The organism is Luteimicrobium xylanilyticum (assembly GCF_009429125.1).
GTDB classification, from domain to species: Bacteria; Actinomycetota; Actinomycetes; order Actinomycetales; family Cellulomonadaceae; genus Luteimicrobium; species Luteimicrobium xylanilyticum.
Window position 1 is genome coordinate 3,435,433 of the sequence record NZ_CP045529.1, and the last position, 25,258, is coordinate 3,460,690.

The window sequence follows — 25,258 nt, forward strand, 5'->3', positions numbered from 1 at the left end:
GAGGAAGCACCATGCCCTCCGAACGCACCGTCGCCCAGCTCGTGGCCGAGACCCTCCACGAAGAAGGTGTCGACACCGTCTTCGGGATCCCCGGGGAGGAGAACATCCGCCTCGTCCAGGCGATCTCCGACCATCCCGGCCTCCGCTTCGTCCTCGTCCGCCACGAACAGGGCGCTTCGTTCATGGCCGACGTCTACGGCCGCCTGACGGGCCGCGCAGGCGTCTGCACGGCCACGCTCGGTCCCGGGGCGATCAACCTCCTGCTCGGGGTCACCGACGCGACCACCGACTCGGTCCCCGTCGTCGCGATCTCCGCGCAGGTGGGCCTCGACCGCAACTACAAGGAGTCGCACCAGATCGTCGACCTCGAGGCGATGTTCACGCCCGTCACGAAGTGGGCCGACACGGTGGAGCGACCGGAAGCGGTGCCCGAGATGCTGCGCAAGGCCTTCGACCTCGCACAGGCCGAGCGCCCGGGGGCCACCTACCTCGCGCTCCCCCAGGACGTCGAGGCGATGCCGGTCCCGGCCGGGCTCACGCCGCTGGCCGCCCGCCCCACCCACCACGCGGCGCCCGACCCGGTCCAGGTCCGTGCCGCGGCCGACGTGCTGCGGTCTGCCCGCAACCCCGTCGTCCTCGCGGGCCACGGCGCGGTGCGGGGGCACGCGGGGCCGGAGCTCCGTGCCCTCGTCGAAGAGCTCAACCTGCCGGTGGCGACGACGTTCCAGGCCAAGGGGGTCATCCCCGACTCGCACCCGAACGCGCTCGGCGTCGTGGGCTTCATGCGCCACGACTACGAGAACTTCGCCTTCGACCGGGCCGACGTGGTCCTCGCGGTCGGCTACGAGCTCCAGGAGTTCGCGCCCGTCCGGATCAACCCGCACGGCGACAAGACCATCGTCCACATCAACAGGTTCGCCCAGGACGAGGATGCCGACTACCAGATCGCCGTGAACATCGAGGCCGACGTCGCGGCCTCGCTCCAGGCACTCACTGCCGCGGTCCGCGAAGCGGGGCTGCCGAAGTTCTCGTTTACCGACGCACCGATCCAGGGTCTGCTCGAGCACGAGCTGCGCCAGGGCGCCGTCGACGACTCCTTCCCGCTCAAGCCTCAGCGGATCGTGCACGAGATCCGCGCGGCGCTCGACGACGACGACGTCGTGCTCACGGACACGGGCGCGATCAAGATGTGGATGGCGCGCCTGTACCCCACGCAGCAACCCAACACCTGCGTGATCTCCAACGGGTTGTCGACGATGGCGTGGACGCTGCCCGGCGCGATCGGCGCCGCGCTCGCGCTCCCCGGACGACGCGTCCTCGCGACGATGGGCGACGGCAGCTTCCTGATGAACTCGCAAGAGCTCGAGACCGCGGTCCGCGAGCAGGTGCCGCTCGTGGCGCTCGTCTGGGTGGACGAGGCGTACGGCCTCATCAAGTGGAAGATGGATATGGAGCTCGGTCGCCACGACGACGTCGACTTCACGAACCCGGACCTGGTCGCCTACGCCCGCTCCTTCGGCGCGGAGGGCCACCGGATCACGGCCGCCGAGCAGCTTGCGCCCACCCTCCGGGAAGCGCTCGCCGACGGCGGGGTGCACGTGATCGCGTGCCCGGTCGACTACCGCGAGAACCTTGCCCTGACCGATCGTCTGGGCGAGCTCACGGTCGCACTCTGAACGCGACGTCGCCGCCGTCTCCTGCCAGCCGACCCGTCCGGGGGGAGTCCGCCGGGTCGACCCACGACCGGGGGCCGACGCCCCCGCTTCCGTTCCGTCCGGACCCTGTCAGCACGGGCCCGCGACGCCTTGCTGCCCCCTTCGCAGGTCGCCCGTCGTCGGACGACCGTTCCACCGTTGCTCTCACCACCGATGCCGCCGGAGCGGTGCTGCTGGCCGAACCAGGGATCGGCCCGATCGAGCCATTGTGGGCAGGCGTGCACCCGTAGGCAAGCGGTCACAGCGCCTTGACAGCCGCGCCACAAGGTACGCATGCTCGCCGGAGGGGAATCCGCCGGGTCCGGCCCGCGACGAATCGAAAGACCAAGGAGATTCGTCGTGAACCACTCACCGATGGGCGCGTCGACGCGCCCGCACGTCATACGGCATCAGGGCCGACGCCGTCTTGCGGCCGCGGCAGCCGTCAGCGCGCTGGCACTGACCGGCTCCATGACAGGTGTCGCTCAGGCCGCCGGCCCGCACGACCCGCGACCCGGATCCGCACACGTCCTCCAGACGCCGCGGTTCGAGACGCGAACCCCGGGGTTCGCCAACCCCACGACCCACAGCCAGCGCGCGTTCAGCCCCTACGCGGAGTTCACCTCCCGCTGGACGCGGGCCGACGCCATGCAGATCAAGGCGATGTCCGACCCGACAGCACCGTCCCGCCAGAGCTCGCTGCCCGCGCGGTACACGATGCCCGCCATACCGCAGTCCTTCCCGGACACGAACAAGCGGGTCTGGGTCTGGGACACCTGGACCTTGACGGACGCTCGGTCCAACCAGATCAGCTACCGAGGCTGGGAGGTCATCTTCTCGCTCGTCGCCGACCGCGACGCCGGGTACTCGTTCGACGAGCGGCACACGCACGCCCGGATCGGATACTTCTACCGGAAGGCCGGCGTCCCCGCGTCGCAGCGTCCGGCGAACGGCGGGTGGAAGTACGGCGGCCACCTCGTCCCCGACGGAGCGTCCGCCCAGATCTTCACCGACAAGAGCTTCTCGTCCCAGACGGAGTGGTCGGGCTCGACCCGCATCTTCACGGGCGGGAAGGTCCAGCTGTTCTACACGGACGTCGCGTTCTACCGCAACGCTGACGGCACAGACCGCAAGCCGTACGACCCGCGCATCACGACCTCCCTCGGGAAGATCCACGCCGACGCTCGCGGCGTCTGGTTCACCGGGTTCGGGAAGCACAAGCAGCTCCTGGTCCCGGACGGGAACTACTACCAGGACAACCAGCAGAACCCGTACGTGAACTTCCGTGACCCGTTCACGTTCACCGACCCCCGGCATCCCGGCAAGACCTTCATGGTCTTCGAGGGCAACACCGCAGTGCAGCGGGGCGACCGCGCCTGCACGGGCGCCGACCTGGGCTACGACCCCCGCGACCCCTACAAGGAGTCGCTGCAGACCGTGATGGACGACGGGGCGCAGTACCAGATGGGCAACATCGGGCTCGCCGTGGCGGACAACAAGTCGCTCACCAAGTGGCACTTCCTCGCCCCGCTCCTCTCTGCGAACTGCGTGACGGACCAGATGGAGCGGCCGCAGATCTACATCAGCGGGGGGAAGTACTACCTCTTCACCATCAGCCACCGCTCGACGTACGCTCACGGGCTCGACGGTCCGGACGGCGTCTACGGGTTCGTCGGCAAGGGCGTGCGCAGTGACTTCGAGCCCCTGAACCGCGGTTCGGGGCTCGCGCTGGGCAACCCGACCAACCTCAACTTCGCGCCGGGCACGCCCTACGCGCCGGACTACAACCAGAGCCCGTACGCGTACCAGTCCTACTCGCACTATGTGCAGCCGGGAGGGCTCGTCGAGTCGTTCATCGACTCCATCGGGACGCCGGACAGCTTCCGTCGCGGTGGCTCGCTCGCCCCGACCGTCAAGCTGAAGATCAGCGGCGCGACGACCGCCGTCGACCGGACCTACGGCCACCGGGGCCTGGGGGCGTACGGGGACATCCCGGCGAACCGGACGACTCCGATCAACTACTGAGGGGCCGACGCCCGGACCCGCTGGACAGCGGGCCCGGGCGTCGTGCGTCGTGCGTCGGCATCAGGCCGGGACGGCGGTGCCCCTCCGCCCGACGGCGGCCGCCACGGCTGGGTGGACGACCTCGCCGTCGACCGTGCTGAGCCCGTGCGCGAGCGCGGGGTCGTCGGCGACGGCGGCACGCCAGCCGCGGTCGGCGAGCTCGCGCACGTAGGGCAGGGTCGCGTTGGTCAAGGCCGGCGTCGCGGTCGACGCCGCGGCGCCGGGCATGTTGGCGACGCAGTAGAACAGCGATCCTTCGACGCGGAAGGTCGGGTCGGCGTGCGTCGTCGGGTGCGAGTCCTCGAAGCAGCCGCCCTGGTCGATCGCGATGTCGACGAGCACGCTCCCCGGCTTCATGCGGGCCACGAGCTCGTGGCGCACGAGCCGGGGCGCCCGCGCGCCGGGGACCAGCACGGCGCCCACGACGAGGTCCGCGTCGAGCAGGGTCCGCTCGACCTCGTACGTGCTCGACGCGACGGTCGCGACGCGGCCCTGGAACATCGCGTCGATCTCCCGCAGGCGCGGCAGGGAGAGGTCGAGCACGGTCGTCCGGCCGCCGAGCGCCACGGCCTGGCGCGCCGCCTCGAGGCCGGCGGTCCCGCCACCGAGCACCGCGACGTGTGCGGGACGGACACCGGGGACCCCGCCGAGCAGCGTCCCCGAGCCGCCCTGCGCGCCGAGCAGGTGGTACGCCCCGGCGACGACCGCCATGCGCCCCGCGACCTCGCTCATCGGTGCGAGGAGCGGGAGGCTGCCGTCGGGGAGCTGGACGGTCTCGTACGCGAGCGCCGTCGTGCGGGCGCCGACGAGCGCGTCGACGAGCGGCAGGTCCGCGGCGAGGTGCAGGTAGGTGAACAGCACGAGGTCCGGGCGCAGGAAGCCGTACTCGGCGGCGACGGGCTCCTTGACCTTGAGCACGAGCTCGGCGCCCCACGCGTCGTCCACGGAGCCGAGACTGGCGCCGACGGCCGTGTAGGCGTCGTCGGGCAGGCCGGAGCCCAGCCCGGCGCCCCGCTGGACGGTGACCTCGTGGCCGCTGCGCACGAGGTCGAGCGCGCCCGCGGGCGTGAGGGCGACGCGGCCCTCGTGGTCCTTGACCTCCGTGGGTACTCCGATGCGCATGACCGCTCCTTCTCCGGGCCCGGTCATCCTGCCGGACACTCGCCGTGATACGCGCCACACTAGGAAGAACGTCCCGTCCGGAGCGGCTGGGACGAAGATTCTTCGAGCCACGGCCCTAGGAGCGCAGAAGATGCCGAGACGACGCGCCGAGGCAGCGCAGCAGCGTTCAGGAGTTCGGCCGACGCCCGGCCTCGACGAGCTGGACGAGCAGATCCTCTGGGAGCTCGCCCGGGACGCGGACGTGACCAACGCGGCGCTCGCGGAGCGCGTGCACGTCGCTCCGTCGACCGCGCACGCCCGGGTCCGCGCGCTGCGCGAGGCCGGGGTGCTCGGGCCCTCGCACGCCGACGTCGACTACCGCGCCGTCGGGCTGCCCCTGCAGGCCATCATCTCGGTGCGGCTGCGTGCGCAGGCACGCACGGTCATCAAGACGTTCGCCGCGAAGATGGTCGGCCACCCGAACGTGCTCGACGTGTTCTTCGTGGGCGGCCAGGACGACTTCCTCGTGCGGGTCGTGACGACGTCGCCCGAGCAGCTCCGCGACTTCGTGGCGGGCCCGCTGTCGAGCGACCCGGTGGTCGCGTCGACGCACACGCAGATCGTCTTCGACCACCTGCGCGGGCTCGACCACTGGGCCGACGCGGACGGCTTCGACGAGCTCCGGGGACCGTTGGGCTGACGGGGGCCCGGGCGTCAGCGCCGGACGCGCGCGAGCAGCCGCTCGTCGAGCACGACGCCGTGCGGGAGCCGGGCGAGCTCGGCGCCGGTCGAGGCGACTCCCGCGCCGGCGAGGACGTCCGCGAGCGCGGACCAGTGCAGCCGGGCTTCCTCCTCGTGCGTGCGCCCGTGCGCGGGCTCGTCCGGCCCGACGACGACGCGCGCGGTCTCCTCGAGCTCGGCCAGGTCCAGGCGTTCACCCGTTCCCACGGGGCCGGCCGTGCTCCAGCCGCGGTCGTCGAGCAGGACCACGCGGTGGTCGTCGTCGAGGACGGCGTCGAGCCGCGCGGAGACGGAGTACGACCGCCTGTCGGACGCGGCCCGCGCCAGGGTCAGGCTCGTCTCGAGCCGGGCGACGGTGCGCGCGGGGCGGGTCACGTGCTCATGGTGCCAGGCGTGCCGTGTCGACGGGCGCCGGCCGCGCCGTGGGACCGCGGCGACGGGCCGCGAAGCCGAGCGCCGTCACGGTGACGGTGGCGGCGAGGAACACCCCCTGCATGAACGTGCGCGGGACGAGCTCGTCCCACCAGGCGAGGTCGTCGCCGGTGAGCGCGAGGTGCACGTTGGCGGGGAACAGCGCGACGAGCAGGGCGCTCAGGCCGAGCCCGGCCCACGGCACGAGCGCCCGGACGAGCATCCCTGCGGCTCCTGCGAGCTCGAGGACGCCGGTGAGCGTGACCAGCAGACCGGGCGCGGGCGCCCAAGTCGGGCACCATCGCGACGAGGTCGGCACGCATGCCGACGAAGTGCGAGACGCCCGTCATGGCGAACATGACGCCGACGCCCCAGCGGAGCGCGAGCGCGAGGACCTCACGCCGGGTGCGGCCGGTGCGGACCGCGATCCCCCAGGCCACGGCGGTGACGACGACGAGTGCGACGAACGGTTCCACGACTCCCCCGATCTTGACAGCGTAAAGATCGTAGGACACGCATCTGTCCGCTGACAAGATCATGAGCTCTGGCGAGCCCCGGCCACGAACCGCTCGAGGGCCGCCCGCGCCCCCGCCTCGCCCGACGCCGCGGGCTCGCCGGCGAGGGCCCCGCTCGCCCGGAGCGCCGCGAGCCCGTGCACGACCGACCACGCCGCGACCTCGAGCGCGGCGTCCTGCGAGCCGTGCGCCCGCCGGACGCCCTCCCGCAGCGCCGCCCGGGCCCGTTCGCCCGCGGCCCGCAGCGCGGCGTCGTCGGGGTCGAGGAGGTCGGTCCGGAACATCACCGCGAAGTCCGCCGGATGGTCGGCCGCGACCCGGACGTACACCAGCCCGAGCTCGACGAGGCCGTCCCCCTGGGCCCGTTGCAGCTCGGTCGCGAGGCGCTCGAAGCCCTCGGTCGCGAGCGCCGTCAGCAGCGCGCGCTTGTCCGGGAAGTGGTGCGCGGGCGCGGCGTGGGAGACGCCGAGCCTGCGCGCGAGCTCGCGCAGCGTGAACGAGCCGGGGCCTTCCTCGGCGACGAGCGACCGCGCCTCCTCGAGCAGCGCCGCCCGCAGGTTGCCGTGGTGATAGGGGGTCACACCGCCAAGTCAAGCACCGCACAGCCTGTGGACAGCGGTCACCGCCGTCCCCTCCTCCTGGTTCACTGTGCGCGTCGGACGGCGCACCCGGGGGCCACGCCGTCCCACCTGCGTCGACGCAGCCTGAGTGCGCCCCCGCCGAGCAGGGAGCACCATGACCGACCCGACCAGTCCGCCTACGCCGCCCGCGCCGCCGGCCCCGGCCCCGCCACAGCAGGCGCCTGCGCAGCCCCCCGCCGCACCCGGCGCGGCACCGCTCGACCGCGACCAGGTCACGGGCGCCGCAGCCCGCGCCGGCATCGGCTACGCCGCCGCGCTGTGCGGCGGGATCGTCGCGACCGTCGTCGGGACGCTCACGTCGTGGGGCGGGTCCGGGTCCGACGGCGGTCTCGGCGGCGGGGCGAGCAACCTCGCGGCTCCGTTCGTGCTCGCGTCCACGGGCCTCTTCGGCACGCTCGACGTCTCCGGCAGCGGCGACGGGGCCGGCGGGGGCCTGACGCTCGTCGTGACGCCGCTCTGGCTGACGCTCCTCGCCTTCGCGGGTGTGTGGGGCTGGAGCCTGTGGCGCCCGGTCCGCGTCACGAGCGTCCGGGACGCGTGGACGACGTCGCTCGTGACGGGCGGCGTCCTCGGGGTCGGGGCCGCGATCCTCGCGGCCGTGTTCCGCGTGAGCGCGTCCGACGAGTCCGGTGGCGCCTCGATCCACGCCAACCCGTTCCTCACGCTCCTCGGCGGGCTCGTGATCGGGACCCTCGGGGCCGCCGCCGGCGCGGCGACGCGCACGGTTGCCGGACGCCCGCACCTCGACCTGCGCCGACTAGGACTGCCCCTGCACCCGGCCCTGCGGCGCGCGACGGTCGCGGCCGCGCTCGGCTACGGAGCGGCCGGTGTGCTGGTGGCCCTCGGGGCGCTGGTGTGGCTCGCCGCGGAACAGGGAGTCGGCGCGGCGCTCCTGGTCGGGTCGCTGCTCGGCGTCAACGTCGCCGCGCTCGGGCTCGGGCTGGGCGGCTTCGGCGGCCTGGAGCTCTCGGGCTCGATGTTCGGGTCGGGCGGTTCCGCGACGGGTTCGCTCTTCTCGGACGGCACGCCCGGCCTGCTGTGGCTCCTGTTCCTCGCCGTGCTGGCCGGCACGGCCGCGACCGCCGTCCTGCTCGCACGTCACGTGGCACCCGGGCACTGGCGCAGCGCCTGGGCCACCCCGACGGTGCTCGCCGTCGGCTCGCTCGCGACGACGCTGCTCGCGGGCGGACGCGCCACCGTGCACGTGGACGCGTTGGTCTCGGTGTCGGGCTCGGGGCACGCGATCCTCGCACCGTGGACGTTCGTGGTGGCGGCGCTCTGGGGCGGCCTCGCGGAGGTCCTCGCCCGCACGATCGTCCCGGCGCTGGCATCCGGTCGACCGAGCGGCGCCGACGCCGACGCTGCCGGCGCAGCGCCGCGCCTGCCCGTGTCGAGGCGGGCCGCGGTGATCACGCTCGCGTCGGCCGGCGGGCTCGTGCTCGTCGTGGGCGGCGCCGTGGTCGCCCGGAACGTCGTCAACGGCGCGGCCCACGGTCCCGAGCACGTGGCCCTCGCGTACGTCGAGGCGCTGCGCGACGGCAAGCCGTCGACGGCGTTCGCGGTCGCCGACCCGGACCTCGAGAAGGACCGCCGGGCGCTGCTCACCGACGCCGTCTACGGGAAGGTCGCGGACCGGCCCTCGTCGGTCCGCGTGCGCCACGTCGACGTCGACGGCGACTCGGCCGCGGTGACCGTGGCGTTCGACGTCGGGGGCACGAAGACCACCCAGACGCTGTCGCTCCACAAGGAGGGGCACGAGGACGTCGTCTTCGACCACTGGGTCCTGGACGCCCCCGACGTGCCGAGCGTGTCGCTCGACCTCGGTCAGGTCGTCGCGAGCGGGGACGCGGGCGCTGGCGACGACGCCGCCGCGAACCCCGTCACGATCCTCGTGGACGGGCACAAGACGCAGGTCGACCCGGACGACCCCCGGCTCGCGCTCCTGCCGGGCCGGTGGACGGTCACCCTGCCCGACGCCGGCCCCTACCTCGCGGCGTCGACCGTCACCTACCTCGTCACGGGGGACGAGGGGCGCGACACGGGCTTCGGCTCCGGTTCGCGCGAGGACCGCACGCTCACCTACACCGTCACGGACGCCGCGTTGCGCGAGGCGGAGAAGCAGGAGAGCGCGCGGCTCGACGTGTGCTTCGCGTCCACCGAGGCCGAGCCGGACGGCTGCCCGAACGACGCCTTCGTCTGGGCCGACGACGCCCAGGACGGGCACTGGCTCGTGGCCACGAAGCCGTCCGTGACGGCGTCGGCCTCGGAGTGGGAGCCGGGCCGGATCACGGTCGAGTCGACCGGCGGCGAGGCCAGCTACGCCTACACGCTCCCGAAGAGCGAGGAGCACTACCGCACCAAGACCGAGCACAAGACGTGGCAGGCGACCTCCCTCGACGACCGCGCCACCTACACGGTCGTCGACGGGAAGGTCGTGCCGGTCGACGAGTACTGAGCACCTGAGTCACCCGGCGTTCACGATTCAGTGCCACCATGAGGTCATGACTGAGGGCAACGCCGGCGGCACGCAAGCCACTCTCGACCCCGAGCTGGCCGCGCACATCGCGGAGCACATCTCCGACGACGTGCGCGGCCATGCCCTCGCCGGCCTGCCCGGGGCCGACGACGGGCAGGGGCCCGCGGTGCTCCCCGACCTGCCGGACGACCGCTTCCTCGACCGCGAGGTGAGCTGGCTGGCGTTCAACCGCCGCGTCCTGGAGCTCGCCGAGGACGACTCGCTGCCCCTGCTCGAGCGGGTGCGCTTCCTGGCGATCGTCGCGTCGAACCTCGACGAGTTCTTCATGGTCCGGGTCGCCGGGCTGAAGCGTCGCATCGCGACGGGTATCGCCATGACGGCGGCGTCGGGCCTGTCCCCGCACCAGGTGCTGGAGGCCATCAGCGAGCACGCGCACGCGCTCATGGCCCAGCACTCGCGGGTGTTCCGCGAGCAGGTGCAGCCGGCGCTCGACGGCGAGGGCATCACGCTCGTGCACTGGGACGAGCTGTCCGACCACGAGCAGGACCGGCTGCGCAAGTACTTCCGCAAGCAGATCTTCCCGGTCCTGACGCCGTTGGCAGTCGACCCGGCCCACCCGTTCCCGTACATCTCGGGGCTCTCGCTGAACCTGGCGGTCGTCGTCGTGAACCCCACGACGGGCAAGGAGCACTTCGCCCGGGTCAAGGTGCCGCCGCTGCTGCCGCGCTTCATCGCCGTCGACGCACGCGGCCGCCCGTCGGCGCCGAGCACGCAGACCGCGGACCCGGAGAAGGGGCCGACGTCGTTCGTGCCGATCGAGGAGGTCATCGGCCAGCACCTCGACCACCTCTTCCCCGGCATGGACGTGCTCGAGCACCACACGTTCCGCGTCACCCGGAACGAGGACGTGGAGGTCGAGGAGGACGACGCCGAGAACCTCCTCAAGGCCATGGAGAAGGAGCTGCTGCGACGCCGCTTCGGGCCGCCGGTGCGGCTCGAGCTGGCCGAGGGCATCAGCCCCCGCATCCGCGAGCTGCTGATCCGGGAGCTCGGGATGGACGCGTCGGAGGTCTACACGCTCCGGGCGCCCCTCGACCTCACGGGTCTCAACGTCATCGCGGACCTCGAGCGCCCCGAGCTGCACTACCCGAGGTTCGTCCCGACGACGCACCGCCTGCTCGCGGAGGTCGAGTCCGCGATGCCGACGGACATCTTCGCGGCGATCCGCGAGCAGGACATCCTGCTCCACCACCCGTACGACTCGTTCTCGACGTCGGTGCAGACGTTCGTCCAGCAGGCCGCGGCGGACCCGCACGTGCTCGCGATCAAGCAGACGCTCTACCGGACGTCCGGCGACTCCCCCATCGTGGACGCGCTCATCGACGCGGCCGAGGCGGGCAAGCAGGTGCTCGCGCTCGTCGAGATCAAGGCGCGGTTCGACGAGCAGGCCAACATCTCGTGGGCGCGCAAGCTCGAGCAGGCGGGCGTGCACGTCGTGTACGGGATCGTCGGCCTGAAGACGCACTGCAAGCTGGCGCTCGTCGTCCGGCAGGAGCCCGACGGCTCGCTGCGTCGCTACTGCCACGTCGGCACCGGGAACTACAACCCGAAGACCGCGCGCCTGTACACGGACCTCGGGCTGCTCACGTGCGACCCCGACGTCGGGCAGGACCTCACGCGCCTGTTCAACCAGCTCTCCGGCTACGCGCCGCGCTCGACGTTCCACCGGCTGCTCGTGGCGCCCCGGGCGGTGCGTCTCGGGCTCGTCGAGCGGATCGAGCGCGAGCGCCGCGCCGCGCTCGAGGGCCGCGAGGCGTGGATCAAGATCAAGGTGAACTCGATCGTCGACGAGGCCACGATCGACGCGCTCTACCGCGCGTCCCAGGCGGGCGTGCCGGTGGACCTCGTGGTGCGCGGCATCTGCGCGCTCCGCGCCGGGGTGCCCGGGCTGTCGGAGACGATCCGGGTCCGCTCGATCCTCGGCCGGTACCTGGAGCACTCGCGCATCTACGCGTTCGCGAACTCGTCGGGCCAGCCGGCGGACGAGCCCGCGGTCACCGGGACGTCCGACGGCGCAGCGCCCGGACCGGAGATCTTCATCGGGTCCGCGGACCTCATGCACCGCAACCTCGATCGCCGCGTGGAGGCGCTCGTCCGCCTCACCGACCCGAGCCAGCTCGACGAGCTGCTCGAGCTCTTCGAGCTCTCGATGGCGGACACGACCAGCAGCTGGCACCTGCAGCCCGACGGCACGTGGGTGCGGCACGACCGGGGCGAGGCGGGTGAGCCGCTCGCCGACCTGCAGGACGTGCTCATCGCACGCCAGCGCGCCCAGCTGTCGTCGGCGCGGGCGGTCGGTTCGTGACGCACGGGTCGGAGCAGGCGGTCGGAGCCGCGGGCACCGTGCTCGCGACGCCCTACGACTCGCCCAAGCCGAGCAAGGCCACGTCCCGGCGGCCGGCGGTCCTCAACCCGGTCGAGATGACGCAGCACCGCACGCTCCCCCGGGCGAGGTCGAGGCTGATCGAGGCCGCGGGAGCGCTCGTGTGGCGCGAGCGCCACCACCAGCTGCAGGTGCTCCTGGTGCACCGGCCCCGGTACGACGACTGGTCGTGGCCCAAGGGCAAGGTCGACCCGGGCGAGTCGCGCGCGACCACGGCGGTGCGCGAGGTCCAGGAGGAGACAGGCCTCGCCGTCGTGCTCGGGCAGCCCCTGCCCGGCCTGCAGTACCTCGTGCCCGACGGACGCGTGAAGCGGGTGCACTACTGGGCCGCGCAGACGGCCTCCGACGCCGACGGCCCCGCGCTGCGTGCCCGCCACCCGGTCGCGCCGGTCGACAAGCACGAGATCGACCACAAGGAGTGGCTGGGCGTCGAGGAGGCCGCGCGGCGCCTGACCCGCACCGCGGACCGTCAGCCGCTCGTCGCGCTGCTCGACGCGCACGCGCACGGCCGGCTCTCGACGCATGCCGTCGTGGTCGCCCGCCACGGCAGCGCCGTCCAGCGGGCCCAGTGGGCGGGCAAGGAGCACGCCCGACCGATCACGCCGACCGGATGGGCGCAGGCCGCGGCGCTCGTGCCCGTCCTGGCGGCCTACGGCGTGCGCGACGTCGTCACGAGCCGGTGGACGCGCTGCGCCCAGACGGTCGCGCCGTACGCAGACGCGTCGGGGCTCGAGACGCGGCGGCACGGCCGGCTCACCGAGGCCCAGCACGAGAGGTCGCCTGCGCGCGTGGCGGCGACCGTCCGGGAGCTCCTCGAGGCCGAGGAGACGTCCGTGCTCTGCACCCACCGGCCCGTGCTGCCCACCGTCCTCGACGTCCTGTCCGAGCACACGGGCCGCAACGTCGCGGACGCGCTGCCCCGCAAGGACCCGTACCTGGAGCCCGGCGAGGCGCTCGTGGCGCACGTCGGGCTGACGTCGAAGGGTCCGCGCGTCGTCGCGGCCGAGACGATCACGCCGGCGCTCTGACGCGTGCCGACGCTCCTCCTGCTGAACGGCGCGCCCGGAACCGGGAAGTCGGTGCTCGCCCGCCGGTGGGCCGACTCGCGCCCCCTCTCGCTGGTGCTCGACCTCGACCGGCTGCGCTCGACGCTCGGCGCCTGGCGGGACGACGTCCTCGCGGCGGGGCGCCGGGCTCGCCTGGTCGCGCTCGGCGCCGCGGAGGCGCAGCTGCGGGCCGGTGGCGACGTCGTCGTGCCACAGCTCCTCGCACGGCCGGATCTCGTCGAGGCGCTGGACGCCTCGTGCGGCTCCACCGGCGCGCGGTTCGTCGAGGTCGTGCTCACGGCCGACCCTGAGGATCTCGTGGCCCGGCTGGCCGCCCGCGTCGCGGCCTCCGGTTCCGACGACGGCGCAGACCCGTGGTCGGCGCTCGAGGGGCCGCCGACCGTCGAACGCGTACGAGCGCTGGCAGCCGGGGTCGACGCCCTCGTCGCGACGCGGCCCGGGACGCACCGGCTGGTGACCGTGCCGGGCGACGTCGACGCGACGTTCGCGCGACTGGCGGCGGCCGTCGGGCCCACCGGCTGACGCTCGCTGCCGTCGCGTCGACGCGGTCAGGTCCGGCGTCTCACCGAGCGGCGAGCGCGCGCCCCGCGGCGACGGCGGCCGCGTCCGCCTCCTTCTTCAGGAGCGTGGCGACCTCGGTGAACTCGTCGAGCGCGGGGTTGACGCCGACGAGCGTGAACTCGCGCTCGATCACCGTCAGGTCCGCCTTCCAGACGTCCGCGAGGATGCGGCGCAGATAGCCGATGCTGTGGTCCCAGCCCTCCTTGGGCGTGCCGGGCGCGTAGGAGCCGCCGCGGGTCGTGAGGAGCACGGTGGGGGTCCCCTCGAGCAGGGGCGTGCCCGCGCCGCCGCCCGCGATCGCGAGGTCGATCCACGTCTTGACGTGCTGCGAGACGCCCCAGTTGTAGAGCGGCAGAGCGAGGACGGCGGCCTCGGCAGAGCGCAGCTCCTCGGCCACGGCGCCGGCGAGGGCGAGGGCGTCGCGCTGCTCGGGCGTGCGGTCAGCCTCGGGCGTGAAGCCCGCCCCGACCGCGGTGGCCCACGCGTCGGCGGGCAGCGGCTGGGCGCCGAGGTGGCGCCGGACGACGGTGACGTCGGGCCGGGCGCCGACGAGCTCGGTGGTCACGAGGTCGGCGAGCGCGCTGCTGGCCGACGCCGGGCCCTGGATGCTGGCATCCACGCGGAGGACGTTCATGAGGAGCTCCTGGTCCCCGGGCCACGGCGGCCCGATCGAATTGAATGTTCAAGTTGCACAGTACGCACATCGCAGTTGAATGTTCAAGTCAGTTAGGATCGAGGGCATGAGCACCGAGGCGACCCCGACAGCCCCCGCGCTGTCGGACGCCCAGGTCGAGGCCTGGACGGCGCTGGTCGCGCTCCTCGCGACGCTCCCGACAGCCCTCGACAACCAGCTCAAGCGCGACGCCGGGATGAACCTGTACGAGTACCACGTGCTCGCCGCGCTCGCCGCCGCCCCCGGACGGGTCCTGCCCATGACCGACCTCGCGCTCAGCAGCCAGGGCTCGGCGTCGCGGCTCTCCCACGCCGTCACGCGCCTCGAGCGCGCGGGCTGGGTCGAGCGCGTCAGCTGCACCGAGGCGGGCCGACGGACGAACGCCGTCCTGACCCCCGCCGGCGCGGAGCACCTGCGCACGGTCGCGGACGGCCACCTGCGCGAGGTCCGCAGGCTCGTCGTCGACACGCTGACGCCCGAACAGCTCGCCCAGCTCGGGGACGCCGCCCGGGCGATCGTCGGCGCGACGGACCCCGACGTCGCCGCCTCGCTCGGCCCGACGCCCTGCGCGGGCCCGACCGACCCGCTCTGCTGACCGTGCTCGAACCGGCAGCGGCGCACCCGACGCGCCCGGTCACCGTCCGCGCGGCCACGCCCGACGACGTCGGGGCCGTGAGCGTCGTCAAGGCCGACGCCGGCCTGGCGGACTCGCCCGGGGCCGCCCGTGCGCTGCACGAGGCGATCGCGGACCCCGACCGGCTGGTCGTCGTCGCGGTCCTGGGCGACGTCGTCGTCGGCTGGGCCAAGACGCACCACTACCCCGACGCGGACGGCCCCGCGCCCGCGGGCCACTACCTCGCCGGGCTCGCCGTCACGCCCGCGGCCCGGAGGCTCGGCGCGGGGACCCTGCTCACGCAGGCGCGCCTCGACTGGATCCGTGCGCGCGCGGACACGGCGCTCTACTTCACGAACGCACGGAACGCCGCCTCGCTGGCGCTCCACGCCCGGTGGGGCTTCGTGGAGGTCGTCCGCGGGGCGGCGTTCCGTGGGGTGCCGTTCGCCGGCGGCACGGGCATCCTGCTGAGCGCCCGGCTCGGCTGACCCGCTACGTCAGGAACGGGTGCAGGACGAGGCAGAACAGCGCGGCCACGGCGGCCGCGGCGGGCAGGGTCAGGACCCAGGCGAGCGCGATGTTCTTCGCGACGCCCCACCGCACGGCGCTCAGCCGCTTCGTCGCTCCGACACCCATGATCGCGGACGTGACCGTGTGGGTGGTCGAGACGGGGGCGTGCAGCGCGAACGCGTTCACGTACAGGACGGTCGCGGACACCGACTCGGCGACGAACCCGCGCGCGGGGTCGACCTCGATGATCTTGCGACCGAGGGTCCGCATGATGCGCCAGCCGCCCGAGTAGGTGCCCAGCGAGATCGCGCTGGCCGCGCAGATCTTGACCCACAGCGGGATCCCGGCGTCCGGGTCCGCCCACCCGACGGTGAGGAGCGCGAGGTAGATGACGCCCATGGTCTTCTGGGCGTCCTGCAGGCCGTGGCCGAGCGCCATCGCGGACGCCGAGACGGTCTGCGCGAGCCGGAACCGGCGGAAGGTCTTGGCGGGCGCCGCGTTCCGCAGGAGCCACAGGACGCCGATCATGACGGCGAACGCGAGCACGAAGCCGACCAGCGGCGAGAACACCATCGGCAGGACGACCTTGTCCCACACGTTCATCCAGTAGATGCCGAGGCCGCCCACGATGCCCGCGCCGACGAGCCCGCCGATGAGGGCGTGCGTCGACGACGACGGGAGGCCGAACCACCAGGTGATGAGGTTCCAGCAGGTCGCGCCGATGAGCGAGCACACGATGACCGTGAGCGCTTCTCTGTTCGACGCGTCCCCGAGGTCGACGATCGACTTCGCGATGGTCTCCGCCACGGCGGTGCCGAGGAGCGCACCGACGAAGTTCATGACGGCGGCCATGGTCAGGGCGATCCGCGGGGTGAGCGCCCGGGTCGAGACCGAGGTCGCGATCGCGTTCGCCGCGTCGTGGAAGCCGTTGGTGTAGTCGAACCCGAGGGCGAGCGCGACGATGACGACGACGAGTGCCGCTTCCACCGGGGCTCAGGACTCCTTGAGCGCGATGGTCTCGACGGTGTTGGCCACCTTCTCGAAACCGTCGGCCGCAGCCTCGAGGATCTCCACGACCTCCTTGAGCTTCATGAGCTCGATGGGGTCGGACACGTTGTCGAACAGCTCGGCGAGGAGCTTGCGGTGCGCCTTGTCGGCCTGGTTCTCGAGGCGGTTGACCTCGACCCAGTACTCGGCGAGGTCCGTGAGGTTGGAGCGCAGCCGCGGCATGGCCTCGGCCGTGAGCTCCGCGGCGCGCTGGAGGACCTGGACCTGGTCGGACACGCGGGCGGGCAGCTCGCCGATCCGGTACAGGACGATGAGGTCCGCGGCCTCCTCCATGTAGTCCATGCAGTCGTCGAGCGCGGACGTCAGCTCGTAGATGTCGTCCCGGTCGAACGGGGTGACGAACGTCTGGTTGAGGCGGCGCATGATCGAGTGCGTCGACTCGTCGGCGTCGTGCTCGGCCTCGCTGAGCTGCTTGGCGAGCTCCTTGCGCTCGGGCCGGTCGGCCCCGAGCATCTCGGCGAGCAGGTTGGACCCTGTCACGAGGTGCTGGGCGAGCTCCGTCAGGAGGTCGAAGAACGTGGTGTCGCGCGGCGTCAGGCGCAGGGGCACGGTGGGCTCCGGAGGGGGGTGCGAGGGGCAGCGCGCGGGTCGCGGCCCCGCAGGACGGATCCAATGTAACGGAGCGCTCGACGCGTCTGATAACCGGGGCGTGTCGCTGCTGGTGAGTGCGACACCGGGCCGGGAGCGCCTGTCGGCGCGAAGGCCGCTCGTAGCGGCTGAGTGTGGAGCCCGGGGCTGCCGCGACCCGGTGTCGCGATCCCTATTCTACGGGAGCCCGGGGCCTGAACCCGATCCTGCCCGATCACTCGAGCCGGCCCTGGCGCCACAGCGAGGCGCTGTGCTCGAGCTCCTCGGCGGTGCGCTGGAGCGACGCGGCGCCGCGGGTCAGGCGCTGCGCCCAGTCGGCGTCGACGTCCTCGCGGGAGTCGGCGTCGTGGGTGGCTCCGATCGCGAGGATCCGGCAGAACGCGGCGGCGCGCTCGAGCGCGACGGCCAGGTCGCCCGTGTAGACGCCGGAGAGGACGTCGTCGGCGACACGGCGCACCTCGTCGGGACCGGGCGGGCTGGCGACGCCCGCGACGACCTCGGCCACGGGGGCGGCGTGCACGCCGAGCCGGTAGCGCAGCGCGACGACCTCGCCGTCGCGCCGGACCCACTCGCGCAGCGCGTAGAGGCGCCACAGGGCGCCCGGCAGGGTCGCGGGCGCGGCGTCCGACCACAGGCCGGCGACGACGTCGAGGCCCTCGCGCTCGACGAGCCGCACGAGCCGGTCGACGACGGCGGGATCCTCGGTCTCCCGCGCGCCCCGGACGAGCGCGGCTGCCGTGGTGTGGGCGACCTGGTCACGCAGGGCGGGGTCGAGGTCACCGGGGATCTCGTCGGCGTCGCGGGGGTCGAGCATGGCCGGCCGGCGGGGACGGCGCGGCTGCTCGTCGGGGGCGGGACTCATGGTTCCAGCGTCGCACGCCGGCGCCGCGCGACCGACGCACCGGCGCGACACAGGAACTTCTAGTTGCTTGATGCAAGCAAGCGTTCTATGCTTGCACGGAGCAAATGTTGCGGGACGGCACCGACCTCCCGGAAAGCAGGCGACACCATGACCACCCTGACCACCACCCGGGCCCCCGACGAGGCTCCGTCGGCATCGACCACGGACCCGCCGTCGTCGACCACCGAGCGCCGCGGGATCCCCGGCCTCGGCGCCGACGCGGCGACCGTCGACGGGCTGATCAGCGCGCTCGAGGAGCTCGGCCGCGCCCAGCGCGAGTCGGCGACCGCGACCGCGCGCGACCTCGGTTGCGCCCGGTCGAGCCTCGCCGTCCTGCGGATCCTCGAGAAGAACGAGCTGCCGCTGCAGATCGGCGACCTCGCCCACGCGATGCGCATCGACGTCTCGGTCGCGAGCCGTCAGGTCGGCGCGCTCGTCAAGGAGGGCTACGTCGAGCGGGCCGTCGACGAGGACGACCGCCGAGCCCGGACCCTCGCGCTCACCGACAGCGGGCGCGCGCTCGCCGCCGAGGCGTTCGCCGCCTGGCGCGACCGCGCCCGACACGTCTTCGGGGACTGGTCCCCGGACGAGCTGCACGACGCCGTCCTGCAGCTCCGCAAGATCGCGGACAGCGTCGTCCGACACCACGACACCCCTGACCACCGTGCCACGACCGGAAAGGGCACCACCGCATGACCACCACCACCGAAACCGCCGTGTCGGGGGCCTCGCCCGCCGACACCGCGCGCCCGGGCGAGAAGCCGGCCATGACCCGGCGCGAGACCCTCGAGGCGATGTCGGGCATCCTCCTCGGCATGTTCGTCGCGCTCCTCGCGACGTCCGTCGTCTCGTCCTCGCTGCCGCGCATCGTCTCCGAGCTCAACGGCTCCGGGAGCTCCTACACCTGGGTCGTCACGGCGACCCTCCTCACCACGACGATCACCACCCCCATCTGGGGCAAGCTCGCCGACATGACCAACCGCAAGCTGCTCATCCAGCTCGCACTGGTCGTCGCGGTGCTGTCGTCGGCTGCTGCGGGGCTCTCCCAGAACGTGGGCGAGCTCATCCTGTTCCGCGCCTTCCAGGGCGTCGGCGCGGGCGGTCTGACCGCCCTCGGCACCGTCCTCATCGCGGACATCGTCTCGCCCCGCGAGCGCGGCAAGTACATGGGCCTCATGGGCGGCGTCATGGCCGTCTCCATGGTCGGCGGCCCGATCCTCGGCGGCACGCTGACCGACTCGATCGGCTGGCGCTGGGACTTCTTCGTCGGCCTGCCGATCGCGATCGTCGCGATCGCCGTCCTGCAGAAGACGCTGCACCTGCCCAAGCGCACCAAGGGCGACTCCCGGATCGACTACTGGGGTGCGGCCCTCATCTCCGTGGGCGTGGCGCTCCTCCTCCTGTGGGTCACGTTCGCCGGCAGCAACTTCGACTGGGTCTCCTGGCAGACCTTCGCCATGGTCGGTGGGGCGGTCGTCGCCCTCGTCGCCGCGATCCTCGTCGAGAAGCACGAGGGCACCGACGCGATCATCCCGCTGCACCTGTTCAAGAACAGCACGTTCGTGCTCGCCGTCGTCGCGAGCATCGCGGTCGGCGTCGCCATGTTCGGCGCGAGCGTCTTCCTGAGCCAGTACATCCAGATCGCCAAGGGGAAGACCCCGACGCAGTCCGGCCTCCTGACGATCCCCATGGTGGTCGGGGTGTTCCTCGCCTCGCTCGTCATCGGCAACCTCATCGCCCGCACGGGCCGGTACAAGTGGTTCATGGTCACCGGCGGCGTGCTGCTGACCGTCGGCCTGCTGCTCATGGGCACGATCGACTACCGGACCAGCTTCGTGACGCTCAGCGTCTACCTGTTCGTCATCGGCGTGGGCACCGGCATGCTCATGCAGAACCTGGTCCTCGCCGTCCAGAACACCCTGGACGTCCACGAGATCGGGTCGGGGACCGCGTCCGTCGCGTTCTTCCGCACCCTCGGCGGCGCGATCGGCGTGTCCGTCCTCGGGGCCGTGCTCAACACGCGGGTCACGTCGTCCATCGCCGACGGGCTCACGAAGCTCGGCATCACGATGCCCGGCGGCTCCGGCGGCACCCTGCCGGAGATCGACAAGCTCCCGGCGCCGGTCGCGACCGTCGTCGAGAAGGCGTACGGCGACGGGGTCGCCGAGATCTTCCTCATCGCCGCGCCGCTGGCCCTCGTCGCCGCGATCGCCTGTGTGTTCCTCAAGGAGATCCCGCTCGGCACCAAGTCCGGCGTCGAGCTCCTGCAGGAGGGCGCCGACGCTGCCGGCGAGCGGTCCGCGACCGAGGCGGAGCACCGCGCCGAGCTCGACACCGCGATGTCGGTCGTCGCGCCGACCAGCTCCGAGGAGCCGGACGAGCGCCGCGTGAGCGCGACGCGGGCCTGACCTCCCGGTTCGAGCACCAGAACGGGGCGGCTACCACTGTGGTGGTAGCCGCCCCGTTGCCGTCACAATGGTCCGCATGACTACTGGCAGCACCGCCGGTCCCACCCCGGCCACGACGGGCGACGCCGCCCGCACGCCTCTCAACCGCGTCGAGCAGGAGCTCCGGGTCGTACTGCGGCGCGCCGCAGCGGCCCAGGCCGAGCTCGCACGACGCATCCACCCGGACCTCGACGCGAGCGCCTACCCCCTGCTCGCGATCATCGCGGCCGAGCCGGGCGTCCACGCCACCGAGCTCGCCCGCCGGTTCGGCATCGGCCGGGCGACGATCTCGCGCCAGCTCAGCCGCCTCGACGAGCTCGGCCTCATCCACCGGGCGGTCGACCCGGAGGACAACCGCGGCCAGCTCCTCACCGCGAGCGAGTCGGGCCACGCCCACGTCGAGGCGGCGCGTGCCGCGCGCCTGCAGTACCTCTCCGAGGTCTTCGCCGACTGGCCCGACGACGACGTCTCCACCCTCGCGGACCTGCTCGCCCGCTACAGCGCGAGCGTCGACGAGGTACGGGGCCGGTCGGCCGAGTAGCCGCTCAGGCCCCGGTCGGCTCGAAGCTCAACGACACCGAGTTCATGCAGTAGCGGTCGCCGGTCGGGGTCTGGGGCGCGTCGTCGAAGACGTGCCCCAGGTGCGAGCCGCAGCGCGCGCACCGCACCTCGGTGCGCACCATGCCGTGGGTGCGGTCCTCGATCAGCTCCACGGCGTCCGAGTCCTGCGGCTTGAAGAAGCTCGGCCACCCGCAGTGGGAGTCGAACTTGGTGTCGGAACGGAACAGCTCCTGGCCGCACGCCCGGCACCGGTACACGCCGGTGCGCTTCTCGTCGAGCAGCTCACCCGTCCACGGACGCTCGGTGGCCGCGTGGCGCAGCACCGCGTACTCCTGGGGGTCGAGCTCTGCCTTCCACTCGGCGTCGGTCTTGGTGACCTCGTAGCCGTTCGCGGGGCTCGGCTGGGAGAACAGGTTGTTCAGGGACATCAGGCACCTCCGCCAGTTCCAACCCTCGGGTGCACCGACGTGTTCCGCCCGCCGAGTGCGACGCCGGGTTCGCCGAGTGCGACGTCCCGCCCGCCGAGTGCGACGCCCGCGTCACACTCGGCGAACCCAGCGTCACACTCGGCGGAGGGGTCAGCGGGGCGTGGACGTCGAGTAGACGGTCGGGCTGCCGGCACCACGCTGGGCCCGACCGCGACCACCGCGACGACGACCGCCACCGGAGGACGAGCCACCGGCCTGCGCGCCGTTCGACGGACGCCCGGAACCGCTGCGCGCCCCGGCGGGCTGCGCCGTCGTGCGCTGCGCCTGGGCCGGCTGCGCGGACTGCCGCTGGCCCTGGCCACGGGTGCCCTGCTGCTGGGCGCCGCCTGCGTCACCCGAGCCGCCACGGCCCCGGCGGCGACGCCCGGACGTGCTCCCGCCCGACGACGACGCAGCGCCCGCGGGCTTCGAGCCTCCCCGCTGCTGGGGCGCGGGCGGCGCGACGGGCGCCACGTAGGCGGCGCGCTCGCCGATCAGCGCCTCGACCTGCGGGTCGCCGACGCCGGCGCGCCGCGGCGCCGCCTTGATCCGTGCCTTGCGCAGGAGGTCCTTGACGTCGCCGGTCTGCTCGGGCAGGACGAGCGTCACGACGTCGCCGCCCGACCCGGCTCGCGCGGTGCGCCCCGAGCGGTGCAGGTACGCCTTGTGCTCGGCGGGCGGGTCGACGTGCACGACGAGCTCGACCTCGTCGACGTGGATGCCGCGCGCCGCGATGTCCGTGGCGACGAGCACCTTGACGGCGCCCGACGTGAAGGCCTCGAGGTTGCGCTCACGCGCGCCCTGGCCGAGGTTCCCGTGCAGCTCGACGGCGGGGACGCCGTCGGCGGTGAGCTGCTTGGCGAGCTTCTTGGCCTGGTGCTTGGTGCGCATGAACAGGACCCGGCGGCCGGTCCCGGACGCGAGGTCGTGGACGAGCTGCTTCTTCACACCGGCGTCGGCGAGGAGCAGGACGTGGTGCGTCATCTCGGCGACGGGCGCGGCGGCCGGGTCGACGGCGTGCGTGACGGGCTCGTGCAGGTAGCGCTGGACGATCTTGTCCACGCCGTTGTCGAGCGTCGCGGAGAACAGGAGCCGCTGGCCCTGCTTCGGGGTGCGGTCCATGATGCGCTTCACGCCGGGCAGGAACCCGAGGTCGGCCATGTGGTCGGCCTCGTCGAGCACGGTGATCTCGATGCCGTCGAGCGTGAGGAGCTTCTGGTTGAGGAGGTCCTCGAGGCGGCCGGGGCACGCGACGAGGACGTCGACGCCGGCGTCGAGCGCGGCGACCTGCTTGCCCTGCCCCACCCCGCCGAAGACGGTCGTGGTGCGCAGCCCCAGCGCGTTCGCGAGGGGCGCGAGGGTCGCGTCGATCTGGTTGGCGAGCTCGCGGGTCGGGGCCAGCATGAGCGCCCGGGGCCGACGGGCCTGACGGCGGGTGCCCGACGCCGCGAGGCGCGTCACGACCGGGAGCGAGAACGCGAGCGTCTTGCCGGAACCGGTGCGGCCGCGGCCGAGCACGTCACGCCCGGCGAGCGTGTCGGGGAGCGTCGCCGTCTGGATGGGGAACGGGGACTCGATGCCCTGGTCGGCCAGCGCGCGCACGACGGCGGCGGGCAGGGCGAAGTCGGTGAATCGGGATGTCATGTGAAGCCTCTCGCGTCCGGCTCCCGGACCTGCCGACGGCCGCGCGCACGCGTGCTCGTCGGCCGGTGGTCCGGCCGGACGAGTTGGGTAGGTCGTGGTCGCCGCGCGAGGGTCTCGGGGGAATCTCCACGACGTCAGGCGCGCGGGAAGTCGCGCCACCTCATGACCATTGTCCCACACCGGGACCCGGACGTCCTCAGAGCAGGGCCGCGGCCAGCAGCCGCAGGGTCTCCTCGCGCGCCGGGGACGACGTCGCCGGCGTGCCCGTGTGCGCCCCGGCCACGAGGGCGACCATCACCTCGTCGGTGCGCAGCTCGTCGGCGACGGCGCGGACCCGAGCGGCGGCCTCGTCGGGCGACCCGACGATCCAGGTCTGCGCGAGCCGGTCCGCGGCCGCCTGGTCGGCGGGGGCCAGCGGGGCGGCCTCCGCGTCCTCCACGAGCTCCTGCGGAGCGAGCGGGCCACCCGAGCGCAGCCGCCACATGCTGCGGGCCTGCGGCAGTGCCAGGCGCCGCGCCTCCTCGGTCGTCTCGGCGACGACGGCGTTCACGACGCCGATCGTCCGCGGCTCGGCGAGGTGCTCCGACGGGCGGAACTGCGAGCGGTAGGCCGCGAGCGCCTCGAGCGTGCCGCCGCCCCCGAAGTGGTTCGCGAAGACGTACGGGAGGCCGTTCGCGGCCGCGAGCTGCGCGGAGTACATCGAGGAGCCGAGCAGCCAGATCGTCGGCTCGGTGGTGGCCCGCGGGGTCGCCGCGAGGTCGTAGCGCTGCGACCCGAGCGCCAACGACACGCCGCCGGGCGCGAGGAGCCCGGCGACCGTGGCGACGTCGTCGGGGAAGGCGTCCACGCCGTCGTCGGGCCGGACGCCGCGTCGCAGCAGGTGGCTCGTCACGGGGTCGCTGCCGGGCGCCCGGCCGATGCCCAGGTCGACGCGGCCGGGGAACGCCGCCTCGAGCAGGGCGAGCTGCTCGGCGACCACGAGCGGTGCGTGGTTGGGCAGCATCACACCGCCCGACCCGACCCGGATGCGGGACGTCGCCGACCCGACGAGCGCCATGAGCACCGGCGGGTTGGTCGCCGCGACAGCACGCATGTTGTGGTGCTCGGCCAGCCAGTAGCGGGTGAAACCCAGGTCGTCGGCGGTCCGGGCCAGCGCGACGGTCGCCGCGAGGGCGTCCGACGTGGACTGGTCGGAACGGACGGGGACGAGGTCGAGCACGGACAGCCGGAACGCACGGTCGGTCATGCTCGGGGCAACCGCGAGGCCCGGGCGCGCATTCCGCACCGCGGCCCTCAGGGTCCCCACGCAGCGGCATGGTTCGATGGGCGCCGTGACCGACGTCCTCACCGACATCTGGCATCGCGCCACCACCGCCGCTCCCCTGCCCGACGCGCGGGTCGCGCTCACCGCGGCCGCCGTCGCGGCGCTCGTCGTGCTCGTGACCCCGGTCTGGCGGGTCGCGCGGAACGTCATCACCATCGCGCACGAGGGGGCGCACGGGCTGGTGGCCGTGCTGTGCGGTCGGCGGCTGGCGGGGATCCGGCTGCACTCGGACACCTCGGGCCTCACGGTCTCGAAGGGCCGGACGCGCGGGTTCGGGATGGTCGCGACCGGGTTCGCCGGCTACGTCGGCCCGGGCGTGCTGGGGCTCGGCGCCGCGTGGTTGACCAGCCGCGGGTACGGGGTCGGCGTGCTGTGGCTCGTCCTCGTCGCTCTCACCCTGCTGCTCCTGCAGATCCGGAACTGGTACGGGCTGTGGTCGGTCCTCGTGACCGGCGTGCTGCTGTTCGTCGTGACCTGGTGGCTCGACGTGCGGTGGCAGGTCGCGATCGCGTGGACGCTGAGCTGGTTCCTGCTGCTCGGCGCCGTCCGACCCGTCGTGGAGCTGCAGGCAGACCGCTCGCGCGGGCGGGCACGGTCGTCCGACGCGGACCTGCTGGCTCGACTGACCGGCGTCCCCGGGATCTTGTGGGTGATCGTGTTCGGTCTCGTCACCGTCGGGTGCGCCGTCGTCGGCGGACGGCTGCTCTGGCCGTGATACGGCCGTGAGAAGGCCCGACGGCGCAGCGCC

General features: G+C 73.2%; 24 protein-coding genes. 13 read left to right on the forward strand and 11 right to left on the reverse strand.

Features of this window, described 5'->3' with window-relative positions:
* Window positions 1-11 precede the first annotated feature (11 nt).
* Both KDY119_RS15230 and KDY119_RS15235 read left to right on the forward strand, forming a co-directional pair.
* Entirely contained in the window at window positions 12-1,676 is a 1,665-nt protein-coding gene (locus KDY119_RS15230; protein WP_036947426.1) for an acetolactate synthase large subunit, read from the forward strand.
* A 489-nt stretch (window positions 1,677-2,165) separates the two neighbouring features.
* On the forward strand, window positions 2,166-3,719 hold the full coding sequence (locus KDY119_RS15235; protein ID WP_083890748.1) for a glycoside hydrolase family 68 protein: 1,554 nt from the start codon (window positions 2,166-2,168) through the stop codon (window positions 3,717-3,719).
* A 60-nt stretch (window positions 3,720-3,779) separates the two neighbouring features.
* On the opposite strand, the gene ald is transcribed toward KDY119_RS15235, so the two are convergent.
* Window positions 3,780-4,880 (reverse strand): alanine dehydrogenase, encoded by a 1,101-nt coding sequence (gene ald, locus KDY119_RS15240; protein ID WP_036947427.1) that lies wholly within the window; start codon window positions 4,878-4,880, stop codon window positions 3,780-3,782.
* Window positions 4,881-5,010: 130 nt separating this feature from the next.
* Between ald and KDY119_RS15245 the strand changes: the two genes are divergently transcribed.
* On the forward strand, window positions 5,011-5,559 hold the full coding sequence (locus KDY119_RS15245; RefSeq protein WP_051136291.1) for an Lrp/AsnC family transcriptional regulator: 549 nt from the start codon (window positions 5,011-5,013) through the stop codon (window positions 5,557-5,559).
* A gap of 14 nt (window positions 5,560-5,573) precedes the next feature.
* On the opposite strand, the gene KDY119_RS15250 is transcribed toward KDY119_RS15245, so the two are convergent.
* The 3 genes from KDY119_RS15250 to KDY119_RS15260 form a co-directional block, all read right to left on the reverse strand.
* Window positions 5,574-5,975, reverse strand: coding sequence for a hypothetical protein (locus KDY119_RS15250; RefSeq protein WP_036947428.1), 402 nt, complete (start codon window positions 5,973-5,975; stop codon window positions 5,574-5,576).
* Window positions 5,976-5,979: 4 nt separating this feature from the next.
* Complete coding sequence (locus KDY119_RS15255) at window positions 5,980-6,330, reverse strand: DoxX family protein (protein WP_085997975.1); 351 nt, start codon at window positions 6,328-6,330, stop codon at window positions 5,980-5,982.
* A 216-nt stretch (window positions 6,331-6,546) separates the two neighbouring features.
* Complete coding sequence (locus KDY119_RS15260; RefSeq protein ID WP_153022504.1) at window positions 6,547-7,107, reverse strand: TetR/AcrR family transcriptional regulator; 561 nt, start codon at window positions 7,105-7,107, stop codon at window positions 6,547-6,549.
* A 154-nt stretch (window positions 7,108-7,261) separates the two neighbouring features.
* On the opposite strand from KDY119_RS15260, the gene KDY119_RS15265 reads away from it, so the two are divergent.
* Genes KDY119_RS15265 through KDY119_RS15280 form a run of 4 tightly spaced genes read left to right on the forward strand, consistent with a single transcriptional unit; the run spans window position 7,262 to window position 13,675 of the window.
* Window positions 7,262-9,622 (forward strand): hypothetical protein, encoded by a 2,361-nt coding sequence (locus tag KDY119_RS15265; RefSeq protein ID WP_153022505.1) that lies wholly within the window; start codon window positions 7,262-7,264, stop codon window positions 9,620-9,622.
* Between the two features lie 46 nt (window positions 9,623-9,668).
* Complete coding sequence (locus KDY119_RS15270; protein ID WP_036947431.1) at window positions 9,669-12,008, forward strand: RNA degradosome polyphosphate kinase; 2,340 nt, start codon at window positions 9,669-9,671, stop codon at window positions 12,006-12,008.
* On the forward strand, window positions 12,005-13,114 hold the full coding sequence (locus tag KDY119_RS15275; RefSeq protein ID WP_322619621.1) for an NUDIX hydrolase: 1,110 nt from the start codon (window positions 12,005-12,007) through the stop codon (window positions 13,112-13,114). Before KDY119_RS15270 ends, KDY119_RS15275 begins: the two co-directional genes overlap by 4 nt.
* 3 nt (window positions 13,115-13,117) lie before the next feature.
* The gene (locus KDY119_RS15280; protein ID WP_036947433.1) at window positions 13,118-13,675 is read left to right on the forward strand and encodes an AAA family ATPase; all 558 of its coding nucleotides are present in this window, start codon (window positions 13,118-13,120) and stop codon (window positions 13,673-13,675) included.
* A 40-nt stretch (window positions 13,676-13,715) separates the two neighbouring features.
* Here the strand turns inward: KDY119_RS15280 and KDY119_RS15285 are convergent, their stop codons facing one another.
* Window positions 13,716-14,348: an FMN-dependent NADH-azoreductase gene (locus KDY119_RS15285; protein WP_036947434.1), complete on the reverse strand. Its 633-nt coding sequence runs from the start codon at window positions 14,346-14,348 to the stop codon at window positions 13,716-13,718.
* Window positions 14,349-14,454: 106 nt separating this feature from the next.
* Between KDY119_RS15285 and KDY119_RS15290 the strand changes: the two genes are divergently transcribed.
* Both KDY119_RS15290 and KDY119_RS15295 read left to right on the forward strand, forming a co-directional pair.
* Window positions 14,455-14,982, forward strand: coding sequence for a MarR family winged helix-turn-helix transcriptional regulator (locus KDY119_RS15290; protein WP_051136293.1), 528 nt, complete (start codon window positions 14,455-14,457; stop codon window positions 14,980-14,982).
* Between the two features lie 2 nt (window positions 14,983-14,984).
* A complete protein-coding gene (locus KDY119_RS15295) occupies window positions 14,985-15,488 on the forward strand; it encodes a GNAT family N-acetyltransferase (protein WP_051136294.1) in 504 nt (167 codons plus the stop codon).
* Window positions 15,489-15,492: 4 nt separating this feature from the next.
* Here KDY119_RS15295 and KDY119_RS15300 read toward each other — a convergent pair whose 3' ends face one another.
* The 3 genes from KDY119_RS15300 to KDY119_RS15310 form a co-directional block, all read right to left on the reverse strand.
* Window positions 15,493-16,497 carry an inorganic phosphate transporter gene (locus tag KDY119_RS15300; RefSeq protein ID WP_036947435.1) on the reverse strand — a complete coding sequence of 335 codons (1,005 nt, stop codon included), beginning with the start codon at window positions 16,495-16,497 and terminating at the stop codon, window positions 15,493-15,495.
* A 6-nt stretch (window positions 16,498-16,503) separates the two neighbouring features.
* A complete protein-coding gene (locus KDY119_RS15305) occupies window positions 16,504-17,127 on the reverse strand; it encodes a DUF47 domain-containing protein (protein WP_036947436.1) in 624 nt (207 codons plus the stop codon).
* Between the two features lie 253 nt (window positions 17,128-17,380).
* Window positions 17,381-17,980 carry a hypothetical protein gene (locus tag KDY119_RS15310; protein WP_036947437.1) on the reverse strand — a complete coding sequence of 200 codons (600 nt, stop codon included), beginning with the start codon at window positions 17,978-17,980 and terminating at the stop codon, window positions 17,381-17,383.
* A 195-nt stretch (window positions 17,981-18,175) separates the two neighbouring features.
* Here KDY119_RS15310 and KDY119_RS15315 point away from each other — a divergent pair, with 195 nt between their 5' ends.
* The 3 genes from KDY119_RS15315 (at window position 18,176) to KDY119_RS15325 (ending at window position 21,055) form a co-directional block, all read left to right on the forward strand.
* Window positions 18,176-18,763 (forward strand): MarR family winged helix-turn-helix transcriptional regulator, encoded by a 588-nt coding sequence (locus KDY119_RS15315; protein WP_083890648.1) that lies wholly within the window; start codon window positions 18,176-18,178, stop codon window positions 18,761-18,763.
* Complete coding sequence (locus KDY119_RS15320) at window positions 18,760-20,475, forward strand: MDR family MFS transporter (RefSeq protein WP_051136295.1); 1,716 nt, start codon at window positions 18,760-18,762, stop codon at window positions 20,473-20,475. The genes KDY119_RS15315 and KDY119_RS15320 overlap by 4 nt, the downstream gene beginning before the upstream one ends.
* A gap of 76 nt (window positions 20,476-20,551) precedes the next feature.
* Complete coding sequence (locus KDY119_RS15325; RefSeq protein ID WP_051136296.1) at window positions 20,552-21,055, forward strand: MarR family winged helix-turn-helix transcriptional regulator; 504 nt, start codon at window positions 20,552-20,554, stop codon at window positions 21,053-21,055.
* 4 nt (window positions 21,056-21,059) lie between these two features.
* Here KDY119_RS15325 and msrB read toward each other — a convergent pair whose 3' ends face one another.
* The 3 genes from msrB to KDY119_RS15340 form a co-directional block, all read right to left on the reverse strand.
* Complete coding sequence (gene msrB / locus KDY119_RS15330) at window positions 21,060-21,503, reverse strand: peptide-methionine (R)-S-oxide reductase MsrB (protein WP_051136297.1); 444 nt, start codon at window positions 21,501-21,503, stop codon at window positions 21,060-21,062.
* 150 nt (window positions 21,504-21,653) lie between these two features.
* Window positions 21,654-23,186 carry a DEAD/DEAH box helicase gene (locus KDY119_RS15335; protein ID WP_153022506.1) on the reverse strand — a complete coding sequence of 511 codons (1,533 nt, stop codon included), beginning with the start codon at window positions 23,184-23,186 and terminating at the stop codon, window positions 21,654-21,656.
* 196 nt (window positions 23,187-23,382) lie between these two features.
* Window positions 23,383-24,432: an LLM class flavin-dependent oxidoreductase gene (locus KDY119_RS15340; protein ID WP_036947438.1), complete on the reverse strand. Its 1,050-nt coding sequence runs from the start codon at window positions 24,430-24,432 to the stop codon at window positions 23,383-23,385.
* 76 nt (window positions 24,433-24,508) lie between these two features.
* On the opposite strand from KDY119_RS15340, the gene KDY119_RS15345 reads away from it, so the two are divergent.
* Entirely contained in the window at window positions 24,509-25,225 is a 717-nt protein-coding gene (locus tag KDY119_RS15345; protein ID WP_036947439.1) for a M50 family metallopeptidase, read from the forward strand.
* Window positions 25,226-25,258: the final 33 nt, after the last annotated feature.